This is a genomic window from Actinoplanes sp. NPDC023714, from assembly GCF_040639855.1.
Lineage (GTDB): Bacteria > Actinomycetota > Actinomycetes > Mycobacteriales > Micromonosporaceae > Actinoplanes.
Window position 1 is genome coordinate 267443 of the sequence record NZ_JBFAAR010000002.1, and the last position, 13539, is coordinate 280981.

Here is a 13539-nt window from a genome sequence, read left to right on the forward strand (position 1 = left end):
CAGGCGGGGGCGTCGTCCGTGATCAGCTGGATGAACTTCATGCCCGCTCACCCGCCACCTTGGTCAGCACTCCCGCGAACGTGGCCGGGTCCTGAGCGCCGGAGACCGCGTACTTGTTCTCGAAGACGAAGAACGGGACGCCGTTGATTCCGTACTCGGCAGCGGTCTTGATGTCGAACTCGACCTCGTCGGCGAACTCGCCGCTCTCCAGCGAGCGGACCACGTCGGCGCGGTCGAAGCCCAGCTCCGCCGCGAGGTCGGCCAGCTCCTCGACCCGGCCCACGTTGACGCCGTCGGTGAAGTACGCCGCGAGCAGCCGGTCCTTCACCTCGGTCTGCCGGCCCTTCGCCTTGGCGTAGTGCAGCAGCTCGTGCGCCTTGCGGGTCCGCGTCGGCTTCACCTTGTCGTACGCGAAGTCGAGGCCGACCGTCGCCGCGAGCGAGGTGGTCTGGTGCTCCATCTGCCGGATCTGCGCGGGGCCGGCGCCGAGCTTCGCGCCCAGGTAGTCGGCGTGGTTGCCCTGGTAGTCCTCCGGGGTGTCGGGGGAGAGCTCGAAGGAGTGGTACTCCACCTCCACCGGCACGCCGGACGCGAGGACCGCGGCCTCGAACTTGCGCTTGCCGATGTAGCAGAACGGGCAGGCGATGTCGGACCAGACATCAACCTTGATCGGGGTGCTCATGGTTCCCAGTTATACCCGCTTGAACCTTCAACTTGCCAGGTAGCTGCTCACGCAGGTGCCACGGCGAGCCGTACGCGGTCAGCAGGTCCAGGAACGGCTTCGGCGGGAACGCCTCCGGTCCCAGGACCCCGGCGCCCCGCCATACCCCGGTAGCCAGCAGCTCGAGGGCCACCACCGGGTTGATCGCGGTCTGCCAGACGACGGCCTGGCAGCCGTACTCGGCCATGGTCTGCTGGTTGTCGGCGACGTGGTAGAGGTAAACCTCCCGGTCCCGGCCGTCCTTGCGGCCGCGTACCCAGGTACCGGCGCACGTCTTGCCCGTCATCCGGGCGCCCAGCGTGGCCGGGTCGGGCAGGCTCGCGGCGACCACGTCACGCGGGCTCACCGAGACCGGTCCCTGCGGGCCCGGGACGATCACCCCGTCGGTCCGGTCCAGGCCGATCTGGTGCAGCACCTGGAGGGTACGGATGAAGTCCTCGCCGAGCCCGTACTTGAAGGTGACCCGGCGCGCGCCGACCCAGCGCGGGATCAGCAGCACCTCCTCGTGCTCCACGTTCACGCACTGCACCGGCCCGATGCCGGCCGGGAAGTCGAAGACCTCCGGCTCGCTGAACGGCGCCGTGGTGAACCAGCCCCGCTCGGACTCCCAGATCAGCGGCGGGTTCAGGCACTCCTCGATGGTGGTCCAGATGTTGAAGCTCGGCGCGAACCCGAGGCCGTCGACGGTGAGGTTCGAGCCGTCCCGGATGCCGATCTCGTCGATCTCGTCGAAGAGCTCGTCGGCGGCGTAGCGGGCGAAGACGTCGGAGAGGCCGGGCTCGACGCCCATCCCGACCAGGGCGAGATTCCCCTTCTTCTCCCACGTCCCGGCCTCGGCGAACTGCTCGTCGCCGAGCATGACGCCGACCTGCTCGTAGGGGTGTTCGGGGTGCGGCTTCGACAGCGACATCGCCATGTCGAGATAGCCGATCCCGGTGTTCTGGGCGGCCCGGAAGATCGGCATGACGAAGCGGGGGTCGGTGGCGTTGACCACGAAGTCCGACTTTTCCGCTCTTATCAGGTTTTCGAGGGACTCGGTGTCTGATGCGTCGATCTGGGCCGCGCGGAACCGGGGATCGCCGGCGGCGGCCGTCTGCGCGCGCGCCAGGTCGTAGTCGGCGATCACCATCTCGTCGAAGAACGAGCGCCGGGCGGCGATCCGGGTGATGGCCGTGCCGACGCCGCCGGCGCCCACCAGCAGGACTCGCATCTCACTTCCTTCCGTTGCGGGGTGACCTCATCAAACGTTGTTGTCATCACTATGGTCAACGGTGTTGGCATAAGCTGGTGGCATGCCGAAGCCCGTCGTTCCCGAGCAGAGCCGCCGCCGTCGCCGCCCCACCCGCAGCGGCACGGTCCTCTCCGAGCAGCTGATCGTCGAGACCGCCCTGCGGATGCTGCGTGAGCACGGCAGCACCGGTCTCACGGCCCGCCGTCTCGGCCTGGCGCTGGACTGCGATCCGAGCACCCTCTACCGCTACTTCCGGGGCATGGACGAGCTCACCCTCGCCATCGGCGACACCCTCATGGGTCAGGCTCTGCGCGGATGGTCACCCTCCGGCGATTGGAGGGCAGACCTTCGTACGATCGGAGTCCGCATCCACCGGGCCTACGTCGCCCACCCGCAGGCGGCGGTCCTGACCACGAGCCGGGTGACCGGCCGCGCCAACGAGCTGGCCGCCGACGAGGCGGTCCTCGGAGTCCTCCGCACCGCGGGTTTCGGGGTCCGCGAGGCGGTGACCGTCTACCACGCCTTCATCGACCAGACCTTGGCCTTCGCAGCCCTCGACGCGGCGTCCCTGGCGTTGCCGAACGCCGCCCTCCATTCGGACGAGGAGATGTGGCACTCGACCTATCGCCGCCTGCCCGCCGCAACGCACCCCCATCTGGCCGAGGCCGCCCCCCTGCTGGCGACGGAGATGGTGACAAGCGCTTATCCGGCGGCATTGGAGCTGTTGCTGGAGGGAGTCGCGGCCCGCCTCTAGAGGACGTGTCGTCCCGGTCGGCGCCATTCCGGGGCACGGCCCCGCAGCGGTGTTCCTGGGCGCGTCTGGTCCTGGGCACGCCCGGTCCTGGGCACGCCCGGTCCTGGGCGCGCCCGGTCCTGGGCACCCCCGTTCCTGGGCGCGGCTGTTCCTGGGTCCGGCGTTCGCGGTGGTGTTCCCAGGCACGGCCGTTCCTGGGCGCGGTTGTTCCTGGGTGCGGTTGTTCCTGGGTGCGGTTGTTCCTAGGCACGGTTCTTCCTGGGTGCGGCATTCGGTCCGGCTGTCCTAGGAACGGTTCCGGCGCGTTCCTAGGACCGGTCGGTGGCCTTGAACAGGCGGTCTAGCTGGGTGTCGAGCGCCGCCAGGGCCTGCTCATCCGTGTACTGGCCGCCCAGCAGATACATTCCCAGCCCCTCCATGAGCGCGAGCAGGCCGGCCGCCGCGGTCTCGTCGTTCCCGGGGAGCAGGCTTCCCAGGAACGAGACCATCTGTGCGGTCTCCTCGCGCAGCTGCGGTGCCGTGGTGGGACGTACCGCCTTGTAGGCCAGGAACGCGAGCGCGACCCGGCCGTCGGCACGGGAGTCGTCGCCGAGGGGCAGGAGCGTACCCAGGAACGTCCGGAGCAGCTGCCGGGGATCGGGATCCGGGCCCAGGGCGGCGATCGCGGCCGTCACCCGGGCCTCGTTGCGGTCCTTCACCACGTCCATCGCGAACGTCATCATCTCGTCCTTGGTGCGGAAGTAGTGCTGCACCATGCCCGCCGACACCCCGGCCTCGGCAGCCACATGCCGCAGGCTCACCGCTTCGAGCCCCTGCTCCGCGGCGACCCGCATCAACGCGTCGGCGATCTGGGTACGACGCTCCCGGTGGTCGACCTTCTTCGGCATGTCAGCGATCGTGTCACGAGGCCGGCCGGACCGTTCCCCGGGAGCCGTCGACGGTGATCATCTGACCGTTGTGGAACAGGGTCGTCGCACCTCGCACGCTGATCACGGCGGGCAGGCCGTACTCCCGCGCCACGGTGGGCCCGTGCGCCATCACCGCCCCGGTCTCGGACACCAGCCCGCCGGCCGTGAGGAACAGCGGCGTCCATGCCGGATCCGTCGTGGCGACGACCAGGATGTCCCCGGGCTCCACCCGCGCGGTGGCCGGATCATGCACGATCCGCGCCGGCCCGGTCACCCGCCCGGGCGACGCCCCGATCCCGTCACCCGCCCCGTCCGCCCCGGCCCCGGCCTTGTCACCCACGCCGTCTGCACCGGCCTTGCGACCCGCGCCGTCTGCACCGGCCTTGCGACCCGCGCCGTCTGCACCGGCCCTGCGACCCGCGCCATCCGCCATCAGCAGCGTCTCCACATCGGTGCCGTCCGACAGCACCGCCACCGGGACATGCCGCCGCCGCGATTCACTCTCGTGAATGCCTCGGCGTGCACGGACCGATTCCCGCAGATCACCGCCGTTCCGCAGCGCCGATTCCACCTCTTCGAGGGTCAGGAACATGACGTCATCCCGAGCCGCCAGCGCACCCCTTTCCACGAGATCAGAGCCGATCAAAAGCAATTGATTCCGTACGGCGGAAAGCTTGTGCAGACCGGCGAACTTGCCGAATTCCCGGAGCCCGCCCAACACCCGGGCCCGCCGCAGCAGGAAGATCGCGAGAGCGCCCCGGACCGGCCGCCGCCACCGCACCCGCCGCGCGAGACCCTCGAGAGCCGCCTCCCCGGCCGCCGCGGCCCGCGCGAACCGCACGTCGGGCGCCTGATCGTCATCGGTCACCAGCAGGTAGCCGGCGAGTGCCGCGAAGACCCCGGCCGGATCCTCGGACCAGCGCGGCAACCCGAGATCCGCCTCGGCGTGTCCGCGATGACCATATATGGCGAGAAATCCGTCCAATCCGATGTCCGGCAGCTCGCCGTTCCGATAGCGCTCCGCCAGAATCGCCGGCGCCGTGGACGACAGCAACGCCCGGTGCTCCTCCGGCACGGCCCGGGCGATCCGCCACAACTCCAGGTCCATCTCGATCGTGACGTTGTCCGGCAGCCCGCCGAGCACGGTCTGGATCTCGGCCGTCGTGGCGATCCCGCGCAGCAGCTCACCCGGCACCGCGGAGGCGAGCAGGCCGGCCACAATCGGCCACGTCAGATCGTCGGCGCTGTCCGTGGAGTCGTTCCCCCGTACGAAATCAAGCCTCTCCAAGCCGGACCCCAACCCCGCCGGCGCCGCCGCACCCAGCCGCAACCGCTCGGCGGCGTCGAGCACACGCTGCCGCGCAGCGGCAGGCCGGGCGAGCGCACGAAGGATTCCGCCCACCGCCCGCAAGGTCGACTGTGATCGGTCAACGCGAAGTGCCGGAGTGCCCGGATCCGGCGCGAACCGCGGGTCGGCGAGCACGTGTTCCATGACGGCCTGCGCGCGCGGCCCGAAGTCGACGGCCATGAGCTTGACCAGCCGCTTGCGCGTGGACGGATGCCGGGCCAGGTCGGAGAGGTCGCCGTAGAGCCGCCCACCGATGTCCACGATGTCCGCCTGCACTCCCAGCGACGCCATCATGGCCGAGATCAGGCGCTTCAGGCTGGACATCCCCATCGGCGTGACGGGCCGCAGCATCCCCTGCACGTGACCGAATTCGACATAGATCCGCGGCAGCGGCCCATCACCGCTCGGCGGGGCCGGGAAGAGCGTGGTGATCGGCCGTGACTGCAGAACCCAGAGCTGCTGATCCGCGTCGACCACCCATTCGACGTCCTGCGGCGCCCCGAACAGATCCTGGACCCGCGAGCCGAGATCGTGCAGAGCCGTCCCCACCTCTGGGCTGTATCGGTCAACCTCCACGGTGCCGTCGACCACCCCAGAACCCGGCCCGGCGGCGGCTTCGACAAGCATCCGCGTGCGGCACCCACTGATCGGATCGGCGGTGAACAGCACCCCGGCGTTCTCGGCCACCACCATCCGCTGAACGATGACCGCCATCTCGGGCTCGCCCAGCCCGTGCTGCTCGCGGTAGGCGACCGCGCGCCCACCCCGCACCGACGCCCAGCACTGCTCGACGGCGGCCACCACACCGTCGATATCGGTCACACCCAGAACGGTGTCGTGCTGTCCCGCAAAGCTGGCGCCGCTCGAATCCTCCAACGTGGCACTGGACCGCACGGCGACGGTCCCCATTCCCGCCAGAAGCGCCGAGATCTCCACGCGGGGGACGACCTTTTCGCGATAGGCGGCAGTGGTGACCACGAACCCGTCCGGAACCCGCTCCCCATGCCGGACCAGTTCCCCCAGGGCGGCAGCCTTTCCACCGACGACGTCAACGGACGAGGCCCGAGAAAGAGGAACGACCAGCATGAGTGCCTCCCGCATCCCAATACAACTGCATTGCAACCAAGATAGCGCGCTTCTCAATACAACTGCAACGCAAAACCGGCTCGGGTGGCCGGCTGTCGCTTACGGCTCCGAGAGAGCGCTCCCAGCAGCCATAACGTGCAGCCGGCTCGACCTGGCTGTACGCCGTTGCTCTGTGGAAGCGCTCTCCGCAGCCATAGCGTGCAGCCGGCTCGGCGGCCCCGCAAAAAGGCGCACACGGACGCCGAGCCGGCGAAACGCCCACGGACGCCGACCCGGCGAAACGCACCCCGGAAGCCGACCCCGCGAGCGCACCCAGGAAAGACTCACCCAGCGAACGTGGCCCCTCGAACCCGGCCCGGCACATGCCCGCGCCCGGCCCGGTGCAGGCAACAGGCGAAAGCGGCGCTACGGCCTGGGGCCGCAGCTCCTCGCCTGGTGCCCGTGCCCTCAGAGATGAGCCCCGCACCGGCGCGCCGCCAGAAGGGCCAGCGTCCGGGTGACCCGGATCAGCTCCGGGATGTCGACCTGTTCCCGCGGCGCGTGCGCGAAACTCACGTCTCCCGGGCCGTAGTGCAGCGTCGGAATCCCGCCGACACCGGCATAAAGGCGCAGGTCACTGCCGTAGGGAGCCGCACCCAGAGCCGCCACCCGCCCCTCCGTCTCGCCGATCGCCGTCACCACCTCCGAGATCAGCGGATGGGTGGGATCGATGCGGCCGCTGGCGAACTGACCGCCCGGCCAGGAGACCGCGACGGGATTGTCGCGCAACCACGGATCACGGCGGCACGCTGCGGCGATCGCGAGCTCCAGGGCGGCCCGGGCCTCGGCCGGCGACTCGCCCAGCCGCACGCCGAGGCGGCCCTCGGCCACCAGCAGGTCGGGGACGCTGCTCGACCAGTCGCCGGCCCGGACGGTGCCGATCGAGATCGCGTAGGGGAGGGGGTTGCCGCCGAAGACCGGGTCGGGGCCGGAGTTGCGTTCGCGCTCCAGCTCGGACAGTGCAGCGTGCAGGGGGAGGAACGCCTCGATGGCGCTGTGGCCGGCCAGCCGGGTGCTGCCGTGCGCGGCGCGGCCCGGGACGCGGAGTTCGAAGGTGAGCGCGCCGGCGTTGGCGACTACGACGTTTCCGCTGGTCGGCTCCGTGATGACGGCCGCGTCGGCGCGGTGGCCGCGAAGCATCGTGGCGAAGGCGCCGAGCCCGCCGTCCTCCTCGCTGACGACCGTGTGCAGGGCGAACGCGCGTTCCAGCCGCACGCCGGAGGCGACCAGCGCGCGGGCCACCGCCAGGTTCGCGGCGACGCCGGCCTTCATGTCGCAGGCGCCCCGGCCGTGCACCGTGTCCGCCGTGATAGCGCCGCTCCACGGGTTCCGGTCGTGCCACTTGTCGAGGTCGCCGGTCGGCACCACGTCGACGTGACCTTGGAGGGCGAGCGCCGGGACGCCCTCGGGTCCGATGACGCCCACCACGCCGTACCCTTCGGCCCGGGCCGCCTCGGTGCCGGGGTGATCCGGGTGCGCGGCGAGCCCGGCGAGATCCAGCTTCCAGGTGTCGACGTCGAAGCCGAGCCGCGTGAGGCGTTCGCCGTGCCAGTGCTGGAGATCGGATTCGGCGTCGGTCCCGGTCACGCTCGGCACGCGGATCAGCGCCACGAGGTCGTCGACCAGGACCTGCTCGTCGAGGGCCGCGAGCACGCGGGATTCGGCGGTGTTCACAAGTGGTCAACGTAGTCGGGGGAGCGGGCCGGCGGAATCCGTACAGAATCGGTTCTCTGCGGTCGGGCGGCGGGGCGGCGGCCGCGGCCAGGCTGGAACGCGAAGGGAGGCCCGCTGTGATCGCTGCGCTGAATCGGATCACCGACCTGGTCGAGGAGGGCGAGTTCGATCTCGCTCGAGTCGCCCGGGAGGCGGGGACGACGGAGTACCACCTGCGGCGGATGTTCTCGTCGCTGGCCGGGATGCCGTTGTCCGAATATGTTCGGCGGCGCCGGATGACCGTGGCCGCCGGTGACGTGATCCGCGGTTCGGATGATCTCCTCACGATTGCGGTGCGTCATGGGTACGGGTCGAGCGAGGCGTTCGGACGAGCATTCCGCGCGGTGCACGGCGCCGGGCCGGCTGACGTGCGACGTGACGGCGGGCCCCTTCGTTCACAACCGCAGCTCAGGTTCCGCCTGACCGTCGAAGGGAGCACACCTATGGAGTCCCGCGTCGTTTCCCGCCCCTCGTTCCGGCTCGCCGGGCACGCCGTCCGGGTTCCGCTCATCTACGAAGGGGTGAATCCTCATATCCAGCGTCATATCCAGTCACTACCGGTGTCGGAGCACCAGCGGCTCAAGGAGTTGAGCGACACCGAGCCGGCCGGGATCCTCGCCGTCAGTGACGGGCTCGAGCAGGAGTCGCCGGAGGGGAGCGAGCTGACCTACCTCCACGGCGTGGCCGTTTCCGACAACGCCTCCGTCCCGGACGACCTCGACGTCATCGCGGTGCCGGCCGGGCAGTGGGCGATCTTCCGCAGCAGCGGGGACTATCCGGCGGCGCTGCAGTCGATGTGGGCGGCGACCGCTACCGACTGGTTCCCCTCCAACCCGTGGCGGATGCGACCCGGGCCGTCGATCGTGTCCGTTCTCGATCGGTCCGACGACTTCCGCACGGCGACCTGCGAGCTGTGGTTGCCGGTCGAGCCCGCCTGATCATGACCGGCTGCAGCCCATCGCGCGTGAAAACGCAGCAATGGGCTGCGGCCGGGACGGGCCGGGGCGGGGTCAGACCGAAGCCGTCAGGTGCAGAGCGGAGATCGTCACGAGGCCCGCTCCGAAGAGGGTCACCCCGGCGGCGGCCAGCACCGGTGTGATGCGGGTGGCCCGATGGAGCAGTGCATGGGAACGGGCGCTGCCGGTGACCAGGGAACTGCCGGCCACCGCGAGGACCCCCACGCCGAAGAGCACGCCCGCCATGCCGATGCCGAAGGTCAGTACCAGGAACACGGCGAACGCCGCCCGTCCCAGGAACAGCCCGGTCGCCAGGACCAGGAACGCCGCCGGGGACGGGGTCAGCCCGCCGGATATCCCCAGGAGCAGCAGACCCGGCCGGCTGGTGCGCGAGTGGGAATGCGAGTGTGAGTGGGAATGCGAGTGCAGGTGGCGGCGCAGCATCCAGACCCCCGTACCCAGGATCAGAACACCGGCGGCGACCTGCAGCCACGTCGTCAGCGTCTCCATGCGGACGACCGAGGACAGCGAGAGGAACGTCCACGCCACCCCGATGACCAGCACCGAGAAGGTGTGCATGACCGCCACCGAACCGCCCAGCCAGGCCGCGTCCCGGATGCGGCCCCGGGATCCGGCGAGATAGGCGGCCGCCAGCGTCTTCCCGTGTCCGGGAGTGACCGCGTGCCAGGCGCCGGCCAGGAACGCGAAGACGAAGGCCAGGGGAGTGACGCCGGGAGCCTGGACCAGGTCCTGCATGCGTTCGGCGAAGGAGTTCATGCCCGCACCCGCCGCACGACGAGGAAGCCGGCACCGACGGCGGCCAGAAGAAGGGCGAGCAGCGCGACCGTCCCACCCCGGCCGGGGGGATCACCGTCCAGCGTCCAGGAGTGGGCGACATGCTCCTCGTCGTAGACGTTCCGCTGCCCGCCGGGCCCGGTGGCCAGCGTGCGGTAAGCCGGATTCAGATCGGTGAGCATCCGTACCGACACCGTGGCCGTGGTGATCGGTCCCGGGCAGGTGAAGGAGACGGTCGCACCCTTGAGGGCCAGCGCCGCCACCGGTTTCACGGCGCCGGCGCAGGGCGTCGACGACCCGGACACGGTGATCCGCTCGAGCAGGTAGGAGCTGAACCGGGCTGACCCGCCGACCACCCCGGCATCGGTGTACCGGGCGGCGCTGCCCTCCGGGAGCAGCCCGAGCGCGATCCCGAGAACGGTCAGATCGTCCGGCCCGCCGACCCGCCACCGGACGTCGACGACGTCGGGCCGCCCGGGATCACGGGAGATCGCCACGGTCTGCGGATCACCGAACGGGTGCGCGGCGGCGGGAGCGGGCGCCAGCAGCACGACAAGAGGAACGAGGGCAGCCAGAACACGGCTGTGGAGCGTGAACACGGCCGACAGTCAAAACCCCGAAGATGATCAACAAGCGGCGATCCGCTTAACGGTTACCAACTGTGACGAACCTCCTTTGCCCTGCATGGTGGCGATCTTGCTGGTTAGCCTGGTGCGGGTGAGTGACCGCCGACCATTCCGCAGTGCAGGTGTCCTGCTCGTGTGCGGCCTGCTGGCCGCCCTGGTCGTCGCCGCCGCGTCGCTTCCGGCCGCGGCGATCGCCGGCCTGGCCGCGAAGGCCGGGGCCGAGGAGTGGGAGCAGATGCCCGCCGAGCTGACCGCGCAGACCTCACCGCAGGTCTCCCGGGTCTACGCCTCGGACGGCAAGACGCAGATCGCCGTGATGTACGACGAGTTCCGTAGCGACGTACCCTTGTCGAAGGTCTCGCAGAACATGCAGGACGCCATCGTCGCTGCCGAGGACCACAAGTTCTATGAGCACAACGGCGTCGACCTCAAGGGTGTCGCCCGCGCGTTCGTCAACAACAACCAGGGCGGCGGCCGGCAGGGCGCCTCGACCCTGACCATGCAATACGTGCGCATGGCCCTCGCCTATTCGGCGACCGACCCGCAGGAGGTCGTGGCCGCCACCCGGGACACGGCCGAGCGCAAGCTGACCGAGATGAAGTACGCGATCCAGGTCGAGAAGGAGCTGACGAAGCAGCAGATCCTGGAGCGTTACCTGAACATGGCGCCGTTCGGCAACGGCGCCTACGGCATCAACGCCGCGGCCCAGGTCTACTTCGGCAAGAAGCCGGCCGATCTCACGGTGGCCGAGGCGGCGCTGCTGGCCGGCATGGTGAAGGCGCCGACCGCGTTCGACCCGACGACCGAGACCGGCTATCCGCAGGCCCTGGCCCGCCGCGACTACATCATCGGCAACATGCAGCAGCTCGGGCAGATCACCGCCGACGAGGCCGCGACGGCGAAGAAGGTGAAGCTGGGCCGCACCACGAAGCGCCCGAGCAGCGGTTGCGTCAACGTGGCGAAGAACCAGTGGGGGTTCTTCTGCGACTACTTCTACCGGTGGTGGCTGGCCCAGGCCGATTTCGGGCAGACATCGTACGATCGGGAGCGCCTGCTCAAGAGCGGTGGCTACCGGATCGTCACCACCCTCGACGTGGACGCCCAGGCCGACGCCCGCAAGGAGATCACCGCCCGGACGTCGGACTCGAACCGGAACGCGCTGATGCTGGCGGCCGTCGAGCCGGGCACCGGAGCGGTCCGCGCCCTGGCCGCCAACCGCAAGTACCGGATCGACAACGGCACCAACCCGCTGTCCTCGAACCCGGCGCTGGCGAAGCAGGGGGTCCGGGCCACCTACCCGAACACCACCAACCCGATCATCACGGGCAGCGCTGACCTGGCCGGCTACCAGGCCGGCTCGGTGTTCAAGATGTTCACGATGGTGGCCGCCCTCGAGGCGGGCATGGGCCTGGACACCAGCATCAACTCCCCGGCCAAGTACAAGTCGCAGTACCGGGACAACTCCTCGTCGTCGTGCGGCGGGTACTGGTGCCCGAGCAACGCCTCGGCGAGCGAGGCCGGCACCTTCAACATGTGGACCGCGTTCGGCAAGTCGGTGAACACCTACTTCGTGCCGCTGCAGGAGCGGGCCGGCGCCGCGAACGTGGTCGACGTGGCGGAGCGGTTCGGCATCACGTTCCGCGACCCGGACGACGCATACCTGGCGAAGAACTCGGCGAACGACTGGGGCGCCTTCACCCTCGGCACCTCGGCCTCGACACCGCTGGACATCGCGAACGCGTACGCCACCCTCGCGGCCGACGGCAGGTACTGCGCGCCGACCCCGATCGCCTCGATCACCACCGGGGACGGGACCGCCGTCGACACCGGACAGCCGGACTGCAAGCAGGCCACCACCGCGGCGGTCGCCCGCAAGGCCCTCGACGCGGCCCGCTGCCCGGTCGGCGACCGGGCCCAGCTCGGCACCTGCGCCGGTTCGACGGCGCCGCAGGTCCGCAGCGTGGTCGGCCACCCGGTGTTCGGCAAGACCGGCACCACCGACCGGGACAAGACCGCCGCGCTCGTGGCCGGAACCCGCTCGCTGGTGGTCGCCGGCTACCTGGCGAATCCGGACTGGGCCAACCACACCGACCGCATGTCGCACGACATCGTCAACCCGGCCGTCTACCAGACGCTCGCCGACTACATGGAGGGCAAACCGGTCGAGGAGTTTCCCACGCCGTAAGGGAGTACGTTTGGCCCTCGTGGGCCAATCCCCGATCTCGGTGCGGACCGGCGACCTCGACGAGGCGCGGGAGATCTGTGGCGAGCACATGTACCCCCGCTCGATGCGCCTGCTCGAGCGGGGAGCTCGGCTCGACGCCCGGTACGCGTTCCTCAAGCTGCCCACCATGACCGTCGGCGACGTGCGCTACGGCACCCCGGTCGCCATCTCCGTCGGCGAGCTGGACAGCTACCACGTCAACGTCGCGGCGTCCGGCCGCTTCTTCGCCGGTCAGGACGGCCGCCCGCTGGAGGGCGGCCCCCGCTGGGCCGCCGTCTACCGCCCGGTCGGCCTCACCGAGCTGCACTACACCAGCGCCGACTCCCGCCTCTTCGCCCTGAAGATCGATCGCGGGGCGCTGGAGACGCACCTGCGCGAGACCCACGACGTCGAGGTCCGCGGCCCGATCCGCTTCGCCGGCCGGCTCGACGTGAGCCGCCCGCCCGGCCGCAGCTGCGCCGCCCTGATCCGCCTGCTCGGCGAGGAGGCCGGCAATCCGGACAGCATCTTCCACCGCCCGATGGTCGCGGCGCCGCTCGAGGAGGCGCTGATGACCGCCCTCCTGCTCGCGGTCGACCACCAATACCAGGATCAACTTCAAGAGCCTTCTTCGGTACGGGACCCGTCGCGTGGCTTCCGGGCGGCCATCGATGCCGTCCACGACGGTCCACGACGCCCGCACACCGTCGCCACGCTGGCCGAGCTCGCCGGTGTCAGCCCGAGCCGGCTGCGCGCCACCTTCCTGAACCGGCTCGGGATGACCCCGATGGCGTACGTCCGCCAGACCCGCCTGATCGGCGCCCACTCCGAACTCCGCGACGCCGACCCGGCCTGCTCCTCGGTGAACGCCATCGCCCGCCGCTGGGGCTTCCCGCGACGCGACCTGTTCGACGCGCACTACCGGGCCCGCTTCCACGTCGACCCGGCGGCCACCCTGAACGGCGGAACCGGGAAGGCGAACGACCTCCCCGGTCCCGCTGCGTGACGGCCTCTCGCCAGTCAGCGGCGACGAAACGTCCAAGATCGCGCAGCCGAGAGGGTGAGCCGTCCAAGATCGCGCAGCCGAGAGGGTGAGCCGTCCAAGATCCGCGCGAGGGGGCAGCGAGCCGTCCAAGATCCGCGCATATGGGCAGCGAGC

At 70.2% G+C, this 13539-nt stretch carries 11 protein-coding genes; 4 read left to right on the top strand and 7 right to left on the bottom strand.

The window, feature by feature from the left end; all coding sequences use genetic code 11:
* Positions 1–37: 37 nt before the first annotated feature.
* Positions 38–682 carry a DsbA family oxidoreductase gene (locus AB0G10_RS09060; RefSeq protein ID WP_360918235.1) on the bottom strand — a complete coding sequence of 215 codons (645 nt, stop codon included), beginning with the start codon at positions 680–682 and terminating at the stop codon, positions 38–40.
* Positions 660–1931, bottom strand: a complete 1272-nt coding sequence (locus tag AB0G10_RS09065) for a saccharopine dehydrogenase C-terminal domain-containing protein (RefSeq protein WP_360918236.1) — start codon at positions 1929–1931, stop codon at positions 660–662. The genes AB0G10_RS09060 and AB0G10_RS09065 overlap by 23 nt, the downstream gene beginning before the upstream one ends.
* Before the next feature lie 82 nt (positions 1932–2013).
* Here AB0G10_RS09065 and AB0G10_RS09070 point away from each other — a divergent pair, with 82 nt between their 5' ends.
* Positions 2014–2706: a TetR/AcrR family transcriptional regulator gene (locus AB0G10_RS09070; RefSeq protein WP_360918237.1), complete on the top strand. Its 693-nt coding sequence runs from the start codon at positions 2014–2016 to the stop codon at positions 2704–2706.
* A gap of 308 nt (positions 2707–3014) precedes the next feature.
* Here AB0G10_RS09070 and AB0G10_RS09075 read toward each other — a convergent pair whose 3' ends face one another.
* The 3 genes from AB0G10_RS09075 to AB0G10_RS09085 form a co-directional block, all read right to left on the bottom strand.
* Positions 3015–3593: a TetR family transcriptional regulator gene (locus AB0G10_RS09075; RefSeq protein WP_360918238.1), complete on the bottom strand. Its 579-nt coding sequence runs from the start codon at positions 3591–3593 to the stop codon at positions 3015–3017.
* A gap of 13 nt (positions 3594–3606) precedes the next feature.
* Complete coding sequence (locus tag AB0G10_RS09080) at positions 3607–6048, bottom strand: PEP/pyruvate-binding domain-containing protein (RefSeq protein WP_360918239.1); 2442 nt, start codon at positions 6046–6048, stop codon at positions 3607–3609.
* A 447-nt stretch (positions 6049–6495) separates the two neighbouring features.
* Positions 6496–7761 carry an ArgE/DapE family deacylase gene (locus AB0G10_RS09085; protein ID WP_360918240.1) on the bottom strand — a complete coding sequence of 422 codons (1266 nt, stop codon included), beginning with the start codon at positions 7759–7761 and terminating at the stop codon, positions 6496–6498.
* 116 nt (positions 7762–7877) lie between these two features.
* Between AB0G10_RS09085 and AB0G10_RS09090 the strand changes: the two genes are divergently transcribed.
* Positions 7878–8738, top strand: coding sequence for a GyrI-like domain-containing protein (locus tag AB0G10_RS09090; protein ID WP_360918241.1), 861 nt, complete (start codon positions 7878–7880; stop codon positions 8736–8738).
* A gap of 72 nt (positions 8739–8810) precedes the next feature.
* Here AB0G10_RS09090 and AB0G10_RS09095 read toward each other — a convergent pair whose 3' ends face one another.
* Positions 8811–9533 (bottom strand): cobalt transporter, encoded by a 723-nt coding sequence (locus tag AB0G10_RS09095; RefSeq protein ID WP_360918242.1) that lies wholly within the window; start codon positions 9531–9533, stop codon positions 8811–8813.
* Complete coding sequence (locus AB0G10_RS09100) at positions 9530–10150, bottom strand: hypothetical protein (protein WP_360918243.1); 621 nt, start codon at positions 10148–10150, stop codon at positions 9530–9532. The genes AB0G10_RS09095 and AB0G10_RS09100 overlap by 4 nt, the downstream gene beginning before the upstream one ends.
* A 118-nt stretch (positions 10151–10268) precedes the next feature.
* Between AB0G10_RS09100 and AB0G10_RS09105 the strand changes: the two genes are divergently transcribed.
* The gene (locus AB0G10_RS09105; protein ID WP_360918244.1) at positions 10269–12362 is read left to right on the top strand and encodes a transglycosylase domain-containing protein; all 2094 of its coding nucleotides are present in this window, start codon (positions 10269–10271) and stop codon (positions 12360–12362) included.
* 19 nt (positions 12363–12381) lie between these two features.
* A complete protein-coding gene (locus AB0G10_RS09110; RefSeq protein WP_360918245.1) occupies positions 12382–13386 on the top strand; it encodes an AraC family transcriptional regulator in 1005 nt (334 codons plus the stop codon).
* Positions 13387–13539 lie beyond the last annotated feature (153 nt).